This is a genomic window from Bacillus sp. FSL M7-1020 (assembly GCF_038050415.1).
In the GTDB taxonomy this organism is placed as follows: Bacteria; Bacillota; Bacilli; order Bacillales; family Bacillaceae_G; genus Bacillus_A; species Bacillus_A toyonensis.
In genome coordinates this window covers 3,088,739-3,103,637 of sequence record NZ_JBBOTW010000001.1, presented here as the reverse complement: position 1 = coordinate 3,103,637, position 14,899 = coordinate 3,088,739, and the positions used below count along the sequence as shown (strand labels likewise).

Annotated in this window: 13 protein-coding genes and 1 pseudogene; 8 read left to right on the top strand and 6 right to left on the bottom strand. The window is 32.7% G+C overall.

What is annotated here, in order from left to right; translation table 11 throughout:
- Positions 1 to 147 precede the first annotated feature (147 nt).
- Positions 148 to 492, bottom strand: a complete 345-nt coding sequence (locus tag MHB70_RS15770; RefSeq protein WP_002104930.1) for an ATP-binding cassette domain-containing protein — start codon at positions 490 to 492, stop codon at positions 148 to 150.
- 1,020 nt (positions 493 to 1,512) lie between these two features.
- Here MHB70_RS15770 and MHB70_RS15765 point away from each other — a divergent pair.
- Complete coding sequence (locus MHB70_RS15765; protein WP_001225482.1) at positions 1,513 to 4,242, top strand: sensor domain-containing protein; 2,730 nt, start codon at positions 1,513 to 1,515, stop codon at positions 4,240 to 4,242.
- 152 nt (positions 4,243 to 4,394) lie between these two features.
- Here MHB70_RS15765 and MHB70_RS15760 read toward each other — a convergent pair whose 3' ends face one another.
- Positions 4,395 to 5,039, bottom strand: a complete 645-nt coding sequence (locus tag MHB70_RS15760; protein WP_000255295.1) for a TetR/AcrR family transcriptional regulator — start codon at positions 5,037 to 5,039, stop codon at positions 4,395 to 4,397.
- 731 nt (positions 5,040 to 5,770) lie between these two features.
- On the opposite strand from MHB70_RS15760, the gene MHB70_RS15755 reads away from it, so the two are divergent.
- A complete protein-coding gene (locus MHB70_RS15755) occupies positions 5,771 to 6,808 on the top strand; it encodes a glycosyl hydrolase family 18 protein (protein ID WP_000769449.1) in 1,038 nt (345 codons plus the stop codon).
- A gap of 372 nt (positions 6,809 to 7,180) precedes the next feature.
- On the opposite strand, the gene MHB70_RS15750 is transcribed toward MHB70_RS15755, so the two are convergent.
- Positions 7,181 to 7,684: a GNAT family N-acetyltransferase gene (locus tag MHB70_RS15750; protein WP_000636222.1), complete on the bottom strand. Its 504-nt coding sequence runs from the start codon at positions 7,682 to 7,684 to the stop codon at positions 7,181 to 7,183.
- Positions 7,685 to 7,939: 255 nt separating this feature from the next.
- Between MHB70_RS15750 and MHB70_RS15745 the strand changes: the two genes are divergently transcribed.
- The 6 genes and pseudogenes from MHB70_RS15745 to MHB70_RS15720 all read left to right on the top strand — a co-directional run bounded on the left by MHB70_RS15745 (position 7,940) and on the right by MHB70_RS15720 (position 11,717).
- Complete coding sequence (locus MHB70_RS15745; protein WP_000737890.1) at positions 7,940 to 8,338, top strand: DUF2871 family protein; 399 nt, start codon at positions 7,940 to 7,942, stop codon at positions 8,336 to 8,338.
- A 129-nt stretch (positions 8,339 to 8,467) separates the two neighbouring features.
- Positions 8,468 to 9,859, top strand: coding sequence for an FAD-binding oxidoreductase (locus MHB70_RS15740; RefSeq protein WP_061530515.1), 1,392 nt, complete (start codon positions 8,468 to 8,470; stop codon positions 9,857 to 9,859).
- A 50-nt stretch (positions 9,860 to 9,909) separates the two neighbouring features.
- Positions 9,910 to 10,038 (top strand): annotated as a pseudogene (locus MHB70_RS15735) (transporter); the annotation flags it as partial.
- Positions 10,039 to 10,077: 39 nt separating this feature from the next.
- Positions 10,078 to 10,425 (top strand): DUF4260 domain-containing protein, encoded by a 348-nt coding sequence (locus MHB70_RS15730; RefSeq protein WP_001172067.1) that lies wholly within the window; start codon positions 10,078 to 10,080, stop codon positions 10,423 to 10,425.
- Positions 10,426 to 10,448: 23 nt separating this feature from the next.
- A complete protein-coding gene (locus tag MHB70_RS15725) occupies positions 10,449 to 10,976 on the top strand; it encodes a GrpB family protein (protein ID WP_000813515.1) in 528 nt (175 codons plus the stop codon).
- A 141-nt stretch (positions 10,977 to 11,117) separates the two neighbouring features.
- On the top strand, positions 11,118 to 11,717 hold the full coding sequence (locus MHB70_RS15720; RefSeq protein WP_000275802.1) for an FMN-binding negative transcriptional regulator: 600 nt from the start codon (positions 11,118 to 11,120) through the stop codon (positions 11,715 to 11,717).
- Between the two features lie 73 nt (positions 11,718 to 11,790).
- On the opposite strand, the gene MHB70_RS15715 is transcribed toward MHB70_RS15720, so the two are convergent.
- The 3 genes from MHB70_RS15715 to MHB70_RS15705 form a co-directional block, all read right to left on the bottom strand.
- Positions 11,791 to 11,979, bottom strand: coding sequence for a Phr family secreted Rap phosphatase inhibitor (locus MHB70_RS15715; protein ID WP_000592019.1), 189 nt, complete (start codon positions 11,977 to 11,979; stop codon positions 11,791 to 11,793).
- Positions 11,976 to 13,070 (bottom strand): response regulator aspartate phosphatase, encoded by a 1,095-nt coding sequence (locus MHB70_RS15710; RefSeq protein WP_061530514.1) that lies wholly within the window; start codon positions 13,068 to 13,070, stop codon positions 11,976 to 11,978. The genes MHB70_RS15715 and MHB70_RS15710 overlap by 4 nt, the downstream gene beginning before the upstream one ends.
- A gap of 255 nt (positions 13,071 to 13,325) precedes the next feature.
- Positions 13,326 to 14,792: a protein adenylyltransferase SelO gene (locus tag MHB70_RS15705; protein WP_000164898.1), complete on the bottom strand. Its 1,467-nt coding sequence runs from the start codon at positions 14,790 to 14,792 to the stop codon at positions 13,326 to 13,328.
- Positions 14,793 to 14,899: the final 107 nt, after the last annotated feature.

Sequence of the window (14,899 nt, the reverse complement as noted above, 5' to 3'; positions counted from 1 at the left end):
TTCAAGTGTTCGCTTTGAGCTACATAGATATAGTTTTTGTTGCAACTGTTTGTTGAAATACCTTATCATGCTCAACAATAACCATTGTGGGATTAAATTGTTGAATAAGCTCTTCAATCTGCATACGCGAATAGATATCTATTAAATTTAGTGGTTCGTCCCATATATATAAATGAGTTTTTTATAGAATATTTCACGTAGAAATTCCCGATCTTCTGCTTGGGGACAAATTTCTTCAAGGATTTCATGAGTAAGTTTGTTCTTATCTGCAACAGGATAGGGGAAGTAATTGAATTCTACTGAAGCAAGGATTTTCCCACTATACTCATAATTCCCTAACAATAAATTAAAGAATGTCGTTTTACCTCGTCCGTTTCTACCGATAAATCTCAGTTTCCAATCCGTATCTATTTGGAAGTTTACACCTTCAAAAATAGTATCAAAGCTACGTGGGTATGAAAAAGTTAAGTCTTGGACTTTTATCATTGACATAATAATTCCTCCTTTATATATCGAAACGTTTCATATAAAGGAGGAACATCCATCCATTTTTTAATTCCTCTATATAAGTTTGATGGATATTAACGACTTATATAGAGCATTACATGTGTAATAATAGTGTCTGAAGTACTCATTTTTTTCGCTCCTTTATTTGTTAGGTGTATGTAACAATTAATAAGTTTCAACTAACATAAAACGGGAATAAAAAAATCCCCCAATTTGTAATCGGAGAGATTAGTCTTTCGTCTATAATTAATAAGTACTTATTAATTATTTGAATCATGACAAATAAAGTATGAACTGAATTTTAAAAATGGATAGACTAACCCTATATTTTATAGTTTGAAGTTATAAAATTCAACTTAAAATATAAATTAGTTAATCATTATTCATCCATCATTCCTTTCATAATTCTATTTTTAAAGTAACATTCTTTTTTGAGATGCAATATCAGAATCAGCTTCACCTAATCCTAAATCATTTATAATTCTTTGAGTAAGGAAATAAAACATTACCTTCTTTTTATAAATATCGTATTATTGTTCAATATTTCATGCCTTTTGTCCATTAAAAGGGGAGAGATTTGAAATTGACATCAATCTTGGTTGTAACTATAATAGTTACAGTTAGTTTCGTAAATTAATTCGAATTTCCATGTTAATGATAGTATATTTTCATTTCTTTTAAGTGTGATAGTTAGCAACTAAATATAATCCAATAGAGGATTATATTCTATCTCATATTTAAAGAGTAGTTAAGTTGTACCATCCAAATTTACTATGCACAACACTTAAAAAACTACATTTTTCAACTTATCCTTTTTGGAATCCTCGGTATTAAAAATTGTAAACATATACAAAAAATTAACAAGACTGTTGTATGTAGAAAGAAATCTTTTAAAAAGGTCATAATATGGATAATAGGTGGCACACATTTTAATTAGTAGGAGTTGTGCCACTATCAAGACATTTTTTAATAAAAGTATAGAAAAAACTCAAGAAGGTGAGTCCATTGCGTAAACATGCATATGTGCAATTTTATGTATTGATATTGGCTTTAATAGCTTATATAAGCTTTTGCTTTATATTTTTATTTGTTTTTCCGAATCATTATTTCGTATCAGATTTTAATATCCGACTATCATCTTTAGTCATTGAAACTACTGTGTTTATCTCATTACTGTATTCTATATTAGCTAGAAAAATTAAGTTAGAAGTATTCTGGGTTTGCATTATTATTGCAATAGGGTGTTTCTTGATAGGGAATTTCATATCCGCTTTTCAAGTACTTAATGTGGAATTGCCAATACAAAATTTTAATATCTCTGATGTATTTTTGTTGTTTTTCTTATTTTTCTTTCTCTTTGCGTTCTTTTATAAAATCATGATGGAATGTAACAAGTGGGAGAAAGCGTATTTACTTTGTGATTTATGTATTGTTGTTACTGCTATTTTTACATTAGAGTGGTACCTATTTAATAAACCTTCTGCAAATATCTTATTTTTATCAATTGGAGATGTTTTTCTCTCATTTATTTTTCCGATTTTAGATTTATTGCTTCTATTACTTGGAGTTACCCTAATCTTTCGACCAGCTATTTTCAATACAAAAAGTAAATTGTTTATTTTTATCCTAGTATTAACCGGATTGGCTATTACGGACTACTTGTATTTTTATTTACAAGACGATTTATCAGATCGTTCAGTTATATTATTAAGGTGTTTGTATAGAGTTTTCCTATTATTTATCGCTATTGCTGCTACAATTCCAAAGAATGCATCTTCTAAAAGAAATTATTTTATTATTAATCCGACATTTGGAAAGAAAATTCTTGTCATTTTCCCTTATCTTGCAGTTACAGTTTTAATTGGCTTTACTTTGAAAGAGCAAACTTCTTCATCTACACTGATTATGGGAAATTGTATTGCTTTTGTATTTGTACTGATTCGTCATACAATCGTACGAATGCAAAACAAAGATTTAACTGAAACATTAAAAGTGTTTAATAATCAATTAGAACAAACAGTATCTCAAAGAACAATGGATTTAATAAACAAATCTAATGATTTGGTAAAAAATCAAGAGAGATTTAAGTCACTATATGAGTATCATCCGGATCCTATATTAACGATTGATTCAAATGGTACCGTATTAAATATAAACCAGGCTGGAAGTATGTTATTAGGAAAAGACAGTGCTGTATTAATAGGGAAAGAGTGCTTCTCTATTTTTTTAGATGAGGATAAATCTGAATTGGAATCGGCTATAAAGAAAGGAAAACGATGTAGTTCATCTTCGTTACAGTTACGTGTGAAAAATAACAATGAGAAGGATATACTCTTTTGGTATGTCACTATAGTTCCTATTATGATAGAAGGACAAACCTTTGGGAGTTATGTAATGGTAAAAGACATAACGAGGATGAAACAACAGCAGGATGAGATAAATTATCTTGCATTCCATGATACGGTGACGGAGATTGGAAATCGTATATTCTTCCAGCAGGAATTAGAAAAATCTATTAAGCGTGCACAAAAAACACAGGATAAGCTTGGGCTCTTGTATATTGATTTGAATCGCTTTAAGACTATTAATGATACACTGGGTCATTCGATTGGTGACAGGGTTTTAAAAGAAGTTGCCAACCGTTTTAGGACATGTCTGTCACCGACTATTCCTCTAGCAAGAATAGGGGGAGATGAGTTTGCGATCATTATCCATAACCAAACAGAGCAACAGCTATTGGATTTGTGTGAAACTTTATTTCGTATAACTGAAGAACCATTTGTAGTAAATCAGCATAGTTTTTACTTATCTCTTAGTATAGGAATAGCAGTGTATCCGTTTGGAGGAATAAATACTACTACACTTTTACAACATGCTGATATTGCTATGTATAGTGCAAAGGAAAAAGGTAACAATGCTGTTTGTATGTATGACGAGACATTATCTCGAAAAATAACCCGTCGATTACGATTAGAACAGGATTTACCAAATGCAATTGAAAATAATGAGTTGTTTTTATTGTATCAACCACAGATTGATAGTAAGGCAGGTAAGGTTATTGGTTCAGAGGCTTTACTACGTTGGCAACATCCAGAGCTCGGGCTGATTTCTCCTTTTGAGTTTATACCTATCGCAGAAGAAACGTCGCAGATTATTTCAATTGGGAAATGGACATTACAGAAAGCGTGTCGACAGCTGAAAGAATGGCATTCTGCGGGCTATTCAAATCTAAAGATGGGGATAAATTTATCAGCTATAGAGTTTGAACAGAAAGACTTTGTCCAAATAATTATATCGACCATAGAAGAAATAGGAGTACCTGCTAGTTCTATTGATTTGGAATTAACAGAGCGAATAGCAATGGTAGATGAAAAAGAAACTTTATCGAAGTTAAAAGCATTAAAATCATATGGTGTACATTTATCAATTGACGATTTTGGTACAGGTTATTCTTCATTAGCGTATCTGCCACTGTATCCAATTGATACTTTGAAAATTCCGAGAGAATTTGTTAATAGGATCGAAACTTCTACTGATGGAGATGAAATTATACAAACCATTGTTTCACTAGCGCATACTTTAAATATGAAAGTGATAGCAGAAGGGGTGGAAACGAAGGGACAGTTAACAGTGTTACAACAAAATGCATGCTATCTAATTCAGGGCTATTATTACAGTAAACCTGTAAATGAAGATGAGTTTCTCATGTTTTTAAACACGATGTGGAATGAATAAGTGAGAACTCCGTATATGTGAAGTAAAGTGAAAAGAAGTTCTATCTATATTGAGTAGAACTTCTTTTTTATACTTATTTATCAATAGATAATTAGTTAGACCTTCAACCTAAAATATAAATAGCTTTTCTAAATGTGAAGAAGCCTAGATAGTTATCTGTGAGAAACAGAAGTAATTAAAAAGTTAATTAAAGTTTGTAACAGTTCATCAGAGCAGTCAATACTTTCTTTTTCATACACATCACTTCTCGTAGCCATTCGATATAAGGTACCCAATAAGATATGGGTAATGGTTAAGGCAAGTAATCGAGGATCTATATCTTTACGGAATGAACCATCTTGTATTCCTTCTTCGATTAATTCTTGTAATGTGAATAAAGCTTGCCCTGTAATAGATGTATATTTTTCTTCTAACTCTGGTGTAGGATACGATTTAGAATACAATTGATCAAACAAGCCTATGAAGCGGAATTGGGAGGAGTTTGTTTGATATTGATGACTAATAAATTTAAACATAGATTCCATCTTTTCGAAAGCGTTAGTTCCGTTTTGTACTTCTTCTTTTTCAGCTTCTAGTAACTCTGTTAAGATTCGGATTTGAATATTAAATAAAATTTCATGAATGGATTTATAGTATTTGTAAAGGGTAACTCTACTAATTTTTGCTTTATTAACGATATCCACAATAGTGATATCCATTAATCCCTTTTCTAAGGCCAACTCCAATGCAACATCTAAAATTTGTATTCTTCTAGCATTACGCATCTGTTCTAATTCTTGTTTCCGTGTTGAGACCATTAATTTGCACTCCATATTGTAAATAGTTTTTATTTATTAATATTACTCACCATTTTAATATGAAATAAATTACAAATCAATATTAGTCATATGGTAATCAGGTTATATAAAAACATATAGTATCAGTTTATATTATTACCTTACTAAACAAATTGCTTATTTAGTAACGAGTTTGTGATTTTGGTTTTTGTGCGTATGTTCGTTTTAGTGTTCAAATTCTCAGCTGCGTCTGTATTTACTAATGTAAAAACTATACCTTCTTTTAAACTGAAAGTACTTGCTAAGTAATGTTTGTTATTTCCTGAATTTTTTCATTCAACAAGTTCCTTAGAGCTTTTGTATAGTGTACAAACTATCATTTTTAGAGAGGATAAAGGTATTAACATCGTGTAAATACCCTAGCGATTTGAATTATATATGTGTGTTAACACGTTGTAACTATCTTTTTGTGAAATTCTTAATTTTAAGCAAGATTATATATCTGGTCTAGAATTTTTAGTATTGTCTATTGCACACAATAAAAATGAGTGTTGACATTAAAAATACTTAGGGTTACTATTTGTTTGTGGTGTTTACACGGTGTAAACACTTGGAGTGATGAAGGGAGAGAATTTTTCAGTTGAGGTAATTTACTATAGAGTAATTTATATTGTATCTATATAATCTTTTTATAAAGATAATCAGATTTATATTCGTGAATATATATTACTCAAAAAAGGAGAGATAGAAAAATGAAGTTAAAACCGTACATAATCGCTTTCAGCCTATCTGCAATTCTAGCATACAATACTATGTTAGTTTCTGCCGATAGCACAGAACAACCTATTGTTCTCGGGTATACCTTATATGGTACATCCACTGATTCTCTAAAGGTAACACAACCAGCAATGAATCAAGTATCAACAGATAACTTTTTCTTTTATGCAGATGGTACTGTGCAAGGGGAAGCACCTAAAGAAGTATTGTCCTATTCGCAAAAAAATAAAATAAAAATTTATGCAGCTTTATCTAACTTTAATAATGATATTAATTACTTTGACGAGAATTTAGCTCATAACGTTCTTTCTAATTCAGGGAAAAGAACAAAATTAATAAATCAAATATATAATATAGTTGTTAAATATAAGTATGATGGCGTAAATATTGATTTAGAAAATATTAAGCCAGAAGATCGGGACTTACTTACTACTTTTGTAAAAGAGACATCAAAAAAATTCCATGGTTCAGGTCATTCTGTTGTGGTATCGGTTCCTGCCAAGAATGAGGATGATCGTGAGAATACATGGACATGGCCATTTGATTATGCTCAATTAGGTGAAAATGTAGATTTTCTTCAAGTAATGACTTACGATGAACATGGTACATGGAGTCAACCAGGATCTACTATTAGTAAGCCATGGTTAGAAGAAAATCTAAATTACACTACTAGAGTGGTAGATAATAAAAAAATTATTATGGGTATCCCTGCATACGGAAATGATTGGGATTTGAGTGATAAAAGTAATAGCAAAATGCTTGCTTGGAAGGACACAAATGAACTTATTCAAAAAACAAATGCAAAACCGCGTCGTGATGGAGCGTCTGGTTCGATGGTGTTTACGTATACGGATAAAAATAATCATAAGCATGAAGTTTGGTATGAGGATGAAACAAGTATTAAACAAAAAACTCACTATACAATCACAAAGAATCTTGCAGGGGTTTCCGTTTATGCAATAGGACAGGAGAATAAACAATTCTGGACAGCAGTATCTAGTGGCTTAAAATAATTCCTGGACATAATAATAAATCATATTTATTTTATAGAAATTATAGGTTATACTAAAGTTAGGTGCAAAAATGCACTGTTTGAAAAAGAGTGAAAAACAAAAAGGAATCCGTAAAGGGTTCCTTTTTGTTTTTTTCAATGAAGTAATATTCTAATTATCCCTGTCTTTTTTATATGCAAATGAACTCACTCATTATAAATTTACAATGAATTTTGGGGAGATTTAGGAATTCTTGCAATAAAATATAGGACACCATTTTGGTTGTCTGCTCGTGGAACAAATGCCAGAAATACTTTTTAAGTAATTGGCTGTTCTTTTCCTTGCCAAAACCTTCAGTTATAGGAAGAGGTTCAATGAATTGCGTCTTAAGTATTATACGTTATACCCGAATAATTTTAAATCTTCTCCTGAGTCTGAAATTATCTTTTCGAACTGCAATCCTACTTTTTCTAAAAGCTTTCCTGAGGCGGTGTTATCTATTGAAGTAATTGCTACAATTCGTTTCAGTCCAAATTTTTGTACACCGTATTCGATTACCGCAGAAGCAGACTCGTGGCCATATCCTTTTGAACGGAATTTTTCTAAAAAGGCAAAGCCGATATCAACATCTTCTAATGAATCTCTTTTAATAAGACCGCACATGCCAAGTGGCGTGAGGTCTTCTTTTCTCTCTACTAAGTAAAGGCCAAATCCGAGTTTGTTATACATATCGACTGGTCCGTTTACGATATAATTTTTTGCGTCTTCTAAGTTTCTAACCCCTTTATCGCCAATAAACTGAATCCATGCAGGATCGTTTACTAATTCAAGAATAAACGGAGCATCTTTTATATCGAGCCAACGAAGAGTGAGTCGTTCAGTTTCAAGAACTATCAATCTATTGCACCACCTTTAAATGTTATAACAATTAGTATGGATTGCGTAATACAAAAGTGCAACATATTTTAATTACGCTCTACTTGTTCACATAAAGTTCGTTTGTTTTGTATAAAAGGATATTTTATAATTAGATTTGATTGTAAAGAGTGAGATGCTTATACAATAACTCCTAGGTGACTAGGAGTTTTTACTATATAACTATCATTATTACTAAATATGACACACTACACATTCTACTCAAGGAGGTATATAATGAAAAAATTATATAATGCATCGTTTACGTATTTAATTATCGGTTTATTGTCAGGAATATTTGCTAGGGAGTATGGGAAGTATAAAGGGATTTTAGGCTCTACTTTATTAAATCTTTTACATACACATACACTTGTACTTGGTTTTTTCTTCTTTTTAATTGCTTTAGGATTAGCAAAAGTATTCGCGTTTCATGAAGTGAAAGGATTTAATAAATGGTTTGTTTTACATAACATTGCATTAACTTTAATGTTAGGTTCGCTGGCAGCGAGAGGGCTTCTTCAATTAAATGGAGCGGATTTTAAAGAGTTAACGTATATTGTAGGTTTCTCTCATTCATTGATGGCAGTTACTTTAATTTGGTTTATGTTGTTAATAAAGAAGTCATATAAAATGTAGTTTAAAAAGAACTTGTAGCGAGTGCTACAAGTTCTTTTTTGTATGCTTAAAGTTAAAAAATCTCATTTTTCTAATTATTTTGTATAAAAATGGTATACTTATTTTAAAATTAAAAAAGGAGAGTTAGTTATGGAAATAACAATTGAGCATTTAGTAAATGAATTAAAGGATATACTTCCTGAAGAGCGAGTAGTAATAAATGAAACAGTAAGAGAGTTACATAGTAAAGATGAATCTTACCATACTAGTAGTTTACCTGATGTAGTTGTTTTTCCAAAAACGACCGAAGAGGTTAGCGGGATAATGAAAGTAGCGAGTGAGCATAAAAGATCTGTCGTTCCATTTGGGGTAGGCTCTAGTTTAGAAGGACATGTAATTCCGTATGAAAAGGGAATCACAATGGATTTTTCTCTTATGAATAAAATACTTGAAATAATGGAGAAAGATTTTCTTGTGAGAGTACAGCCAGGAGTGACCCGCTCTCAGCTCAATAAAGAACTGAAGAAATACGGTTTGTTTTTTAGTGTAGACCCAGGAGCCGATGCAACGTTAGGTGGAATGGCTGCTACAAATGCAAGCGGAACGACAGCGGTTAAGTATGGCGTAATGCGTGATCAAGTTCGTGATTTAGAAGTGGTTCTAGCTGATGGAGGCATAATACATACGGGGAATTTAGCAGCGAAGTCATCATCAGGTTATCATTTAAATGGTATTTTCGTAGGTTCAGAAGGGACGCTTGGATGTTTTACAGAATTAACTTTAAAAGTATATGGTATACCAGAGCATGTTATGGCTGCCAGGGCATCGTTTCCAACTATAAATGATGCAGTAGAAGCTGTAATTAACATATTACAAGCAGGTATTCCAATCGCGAGAATTGAACTCGTTGATGAATTATCTATGAAACAAGTAAATCATTACAATGAAACAAGTTACAGAGAAGAACCGACGCTGTTTTTAGAGTTTCACGGCAATGAAGCAGGGTTAAAGCAAGATATTGAATTTACGAAAGAAATCGTTCTTGATCATAAATGTATAGAAATTGCGTTTGAGACGGAAACAGCAGCGAGAAATAAACTGTGGGATGCAAGACATAACTTAGCGTACTCTTACGTGCATAGTTATCCTGGTAAAAAGCTAATGAGTACAGACGTATGTGTGCCAATTTCGGAATTAGCTGGCGCAATTCAACATGCGAAAGAGGTATTAGATAAAGTAGGCCTTATTGGTGGTATTCTCGGTCATGTTGGGGATGGGAATTTCCATGTACTCTTAATGATTGACACAAATGATAAAGAGGAAGTGAAGAAGGCAGACGAAATAAACGAAAGTATCGTTCTGTATGCTCTTAAACGAGGAGGAACGTGTACAGGAGAACATGGCGTTGGAATCGGAAAACGAAAGTATCAAGAAGAAGAACATGGGGCGGCATTATTTGTAATGGAGAAAATAAAGAAAGCTCTTGATCCGCAAAATATTTTGAATCCGAATAAGGTGTTTCAATTAAAAGATAGGGGCTGAGTGGATGAAAATACTAGAAGCGATAAGTAATATAGCTGGAAAGTATTTTGCATTTTGGACCGGCTGCTGCACTCCCAAGTGTATTAGCGGCAGTATGGCATAACATTGCAGGGCCAATATTAGCGACAGTTTGGTCAAAAATACAAAGGGAAAATTTATCAATAAATATAGAAAAATAAGAGATAAGCATTTCATTTGAAATAGAGGAATGATAAATAATGCAAAAACGTATTGTACATTTTGAAGGAATGGTTGTATTTTTAGCCACGATTTATATGTATTCGATATATGAATTTAGTTGGATTATATTTTTTGTATTCCTTTTAGCGCCGGATTTATCCATGTTAGCGTATGGGATCAATAATCACGTTGGTGCTAACATTTATAATTTATTTCACACATATATCATATCGATATTAATTGTTATCATAGGTGTTTATTTTAAGATAGATATAGTTATTATGATTGGTTTAATATGGATAGCACATATTGGAATGGATCGAATGTTTGGATATGGGTTGAAATATGAGACGGATTTTAAGGATACTCATATTCAACGTTTATAATTTATTTTGAGAAGAGGGATACGTTGAAGCAGAGAATTGCTATCGAAGAATATGATGTCAAATGGGAAAGTGAATTTAATAAAATACACACTCTTATTAACAATGTAATGGAAGACAGCATTGTATCTATTGAACATGTTGGGAGTACATCTGTTAAAGGGCTTGCATCAAAACCAATATTAGATATTGATGTTGTAATAGAAGAGTACGAAATTTTTCATGAGGTAGTAAAAAAACTGGAGAAGATAGGGTACTATCATCAGTTAGAATGGAGCTTTAAAGGAAGAGAAGCGTTTGGAAGAAAGGATGCGTTCGTTCCATGGAACGAGGGAAATACAGTTTGGATGGAACATCATTTATATGTGTGTGATAAAAATAGTGAAGAGTTGAGAAGGCATATAGCGTTTCGAGATTACCTGCGTGAACATACTGAAGTAGCTAATGAGTATGGAAACTTGAAGGAAGAGTTAGCAAGAGAGTCGAAAAATCGATCGAGCTATGGCGAAGGTAAAACAGCATTTATTACAAATATATTTGGAAAAATAAACTAAGGTCGCATTAAGTACATGCGACCTATTCTTATTAAATTGAATGCTGCCACTATAAAATAATGACAAACTGGCCCTGTTGATTGATGCGATTACTAAATATAATAGGAAAGAAAATAGAAAAGAGCGGAAAAGAGGGAGCTAATGTACATACCAAAATATTTTGCAATACAAGATGAAGAGATGAAGTACGAAACAATTGAACAAAATAGCTTTGCGACATTATTTTCTCAACATAACGGGGAACCATATGCAACGCATTTACCGTTGTTGCTAAATAGGGAAACGCTCACGTTATATGGTCACTTCGCACGTCCGAATGCACAGTGGAAAGATAGTGAGAATCAGCAAGTATTAGCTATATTTCAAGGGCCGCATAGTTACATCTCTCCGTCATGGTATGAAACAAACAAAGCTGTACCAACATGGAACTATGTTGCAGTACATGTATATGGAGAGTTAGAAGTTGTTGAAGATAAACAGGAATTATTAAATTCTCTTCAAGACTTAGTACATAAATATGAAGATCCACAGAGCACCTACTCACTTGATGATGTAGACCCGGATTATATGGCAGGGTTAAGTAAGGGGATAGTTGGGTTTAAAATAAAGATAAATAAAATAGAAGGAAAAGCGAAGTTAAGTCAAAATCATTCTATAGAGAGACGGAATTTAGTTGTGGAGAAACTTGAGAAAGTTGGTAGTGAGGGGAGTAAGAGGATTGCGGAGTTGATGAGAAAATAAAACCTGCATGAAAGGGAAATATTCTAAATAAGCGTATTTAAAAAGACCTTCTTAATTGAAGGTCTTTCATTTTTTAAAGTGCTTTTTCAGTTGTTGTTGAGTTGTAGTCTGTACTTACGCCAACGGATTGAACAAGGTCAGGTCTTTGTGGTGTAGGAAGATCAGCATGACCCGCTTGGTATGTAAATGAACTATGAATACCAGTAGCCAAAATACCGAAAACAGATAGTCCTAAAAAAACAGAGCTAATTTTTTTTATCATTTCAATGCCCCTTTCTCAAACGTTTTTTCTTTTGCTTGTAACGCTTTATGAAAATATTCACTTGCCTTAATGTGGTTATTTTCACTATAAAATTTAACAGCTAATTTTTCTGAGTATTCTTGAGTGTAGTTATATAATAATTCTTTGTCGAAAAACGTAATTCCTTTAAGAATAATTGTTTCTAATTCTTCAGAACCAACATTATTATTTAGTTCGTTTAGAATTTTAAAATGATATATATATTCTTCATTATTTAATTCCGTACAAATTTTTAACCCTTTTTGGATTAATCCTTCAGCGATAATTGTTTCATCTAGTTTAGAGTGTTCTCTTGCTTGCAAGAAGAGAGCTTTGAAATGTGTAGGCTTCTTTTCAGTTACTTCTGATAGGTGACGGATTGCGAGTGTGGAGAGGTTTTGACTCGCATATAACCAACCCAAATTATTACGTACACTTAAAATTAATTCTTTTTCATTAGATTTTTGTAAAAGGTGTATTGCTGAATTATATTGTTCTTCCGCTTGTTCATATTGTTTTAAATATACAAATGAGGCACCTAATGTATTTTTACATAATCCAACTTTAACTTCGTAGCCAGTTTGTTTATCGAAAATCTCTTTAGCTTTAGTTGCATATTCAATGGATTCAATTGGTTGGTAAAAGTGATAATGGAAAATCGCCATTCGATAATAAAATTCAGCATGCTCTAGATTATCAGTGTTATTTACTAATAATAACTTAGCCTGTTTATAATGTTCGCTAGCTATGTTATAGTCTGTGGTTAAAGTTGCATAAATGCCTTTAAAGAAGTGATAGTAGTAAGACAGTGGATGATTGGATGAGATTACGTAAGAATCTATTTTATCAAAGCTATCTTTTGAAATACTTAAACTATCTGTCAAAACTTTATGTCGAAACTCTAGTAAGGAATGATATAATGCTAAATTTTCATCTTCCTCGAAGTTTAGTTCCTTTTCCTCAATTTCATGCTTTAAGTTTGTCGCTTGGGATACATCTTGTTTTAGCATAGCAAAATACCAGTCATTAAATAATTTTGTAATTTGTTCATTACCTTGTAGTTGAACGTTCATGAAATCCCCTCACTTTTTGAATATTCTTATAAAATATAGTATCAAAAATAAAAATATTTAGAAATGATGTTTTATATTTCTCAATATTTGTTTAACAAGCTTACGAGTAAGTCTATTGGAATAGTGTAGAATTTGTTTTGGATTAAAGAAATGGCATCGGGGGATGTGCATTTTAAAGTTTTAGTTGAGTGGTGGGATATAAAAAGGGTGCGTTCACACAATTGGTATGAACACACCTTGTTACATATTAAACAATCAAGTCCCACAAAAAGTACGATAAGGACGATTCGTCGGCGCAGGTGGAACGCAGTATTCTTCTTGCTCTGCAGAATAAGCATAAGGATTTGATAAAGCTTCAAGAAGTTTCTCCATTACGCTATAATCTCCATCTGTAACAGCTGCTTCTAATGCTTCTTCCACACGGTGGTTCCTTGGGATGATCGACGGGTTATTATTTTTCATCATCTCATAGGCGTTCTCTTTTGATTCTTCTTGTTTTTCTAATCGAGATTGCCACAGTTTGTACCATTCTTTAAATGCAGGACTTTCAAATAGAGCTGTATTTTCGATAGTATCAAGAGTTAAAGAACGGAAGGTATTTGTATAATCCGCTTTATATTTCTCCATCATTTTTAAAAGTTGCTCAATAAGTGATTGATCTTGTTCCTCGTTGCTAAATAGTCCTAATTTCTTTTTCATTCCAAGGAACCAATTGTTTTCATACTGTACGCTAAATTTTGAAATTTCGTCTTGTGCAATCTTTAATGCTGCTTCTTCATCTTCATGTAGGATAGGTATTAAAGATTCAGCTAAACGAGCGAGATCCCAAGCAGCCATATATGGTTGGTTTCCATATGCATAACGGCCTTGTGTGTCAATAGAGCTAAATACGGTTCCTTGGTCGTAATTGTCCATAAATGCACAAGGACCGTAATCAATCGTTTCCCCACTAATCGTTATATTGTCAGTGTTCATTACACCATGGATAAATCCAACAAGTTGCCATTTAGCGATAAGACTTGCTTGTCTTTTAATGACTTCTTGTAGTAATGCAGTATATGGATTTTTATGAGATTCAATTTCTGGATAATGCCTTTTGATCGTATAGTCAGCTAGTGATTGAAGATCCTCGGTAGAACCACGAGCGGCAGCATATTGAAATGTGCCAACACGTATATGGCTACTAGCAACCCTAGTTAAAATTGCTCCGGGTAACTTTGTTTCACGATATGTTGGTTCGCCAGTTGAGACAACTGCTAAACTTCGAGTAGTCGGAATATCAAGTGCATACATTGCTTCGCTAATAATATACTCACGTAGCATCGGACCGAGTGCAGCACGACCATCACCGCGGCGTGAATACGGAGTAGGGCCAGAACCTTTCAGTTGAATGTCAAAACGTTTACCGGAAGGAGTAATTTGTTCGCCAATTAAAAGGGCACGGCCGTCGCCTAACATATTAAAATGTCCGAATTGATGACCGGCATACGCTTGAGCTAATGGATGAGCTCCTTCAGGGAATGCATTACCAGCGAAAATAGCAATTTCAACTTCTTTTTTCAATTCTTCAGGATTAAAGCCGAGAGATATTGCTAGTGAATGATTTAGTTTAACTAGCTCCGGTGAACTTACGGGAGTAGGGGGGATTTCTGTATAGAATGATTGTGGTAAAGTCGTATAACTATTATCTAAATTCCAACCAGCTTCATTATTTTTAGTCATTTTATCTCCTCTTCTTTTGTAATTAGGATATGTATTTGTACGTATGTATTCTTTGTAAAGTTAACTAAAAGTATAATATAATATTTCCCCTTGCAATCTATTGTAAG

What these genes read in the sequence shown, in the direction of transcription:
- MHB70_RS15755 (WP_000769449.1), top strand. Translation starts at nt 5,771, where the DNA reads ATGAAGTTAAAACCGTACATAATCGCTTTCAGCCTATCTGCAATTCTA.
- MHB70_RS15710 (WP_061530514.1), bottom strand. Translation starts at nt 13,070, where the DNA reads ATGAACGTTCAACTACAAGGTAATGAACAAATTACAAAATTATTTAAT.
- MHB70_RS15705 (WP_000164898.1), bottom strand. Translation starts at nt 14,792, where the DNA reads ATGACTAAAAATAATGAAGCTGGTTGGAATTTAGATAATAGTTATACG.
- MHB70_RS15740 (WP_061530515.1), top strand. Translation starts at nt 8,468, where the DNA reads ATGGAAATAACAATTGAGCATTTAGTAAATGAATTAAAGGATATACTT.
- MHB70_RS15730 (WP_001172067.1), top strand. Translation starts at nt 10,078, where the DNA reads ATGCAAAAACGTATTGTACATTTTGAAGGAATGGTTGTATTTTTAGCC.
- MHB70_RS15720 (WP_000275802.1), top strand. Translation starts at nt 11,118, where the DNA reads ATGTACATACCAAAATATTTTGCAATACAAGATGAAGAGATGAAGTAC.
- MHB70_RS15760 (WP_000255295.1), bottom strand. Translation starts at nt 5,039, where the DNA reads ATGGTCTCAACACGGAAACAAGAATTAGAACAGATGCGTAATGCTAGA.
- MHB70_RS15745 (WP_000737890.1), top strand. Translation starts at nt 7,940, where the DNA reads ATGAAAAAATTATATAATGCATCGTTTACGTATTTAATTATCGGTTTA.
- MHB70_RS15715 (WP_000592019.1), bottom strand. Translation starts at nt 11,979, where the DNA reads ATGATAAAAAAAATTAGCTCTGTTTTTTTAGGACTATCTGTTTTCGGT.
- MHB70_RS15770 (WP_002104930.1), bottom strand. Translation starts at nt 492, where the DNA reads ATGTCAATGATAAAAGTCCAAGACTTAACTTTTTCATACCCACGTAGC.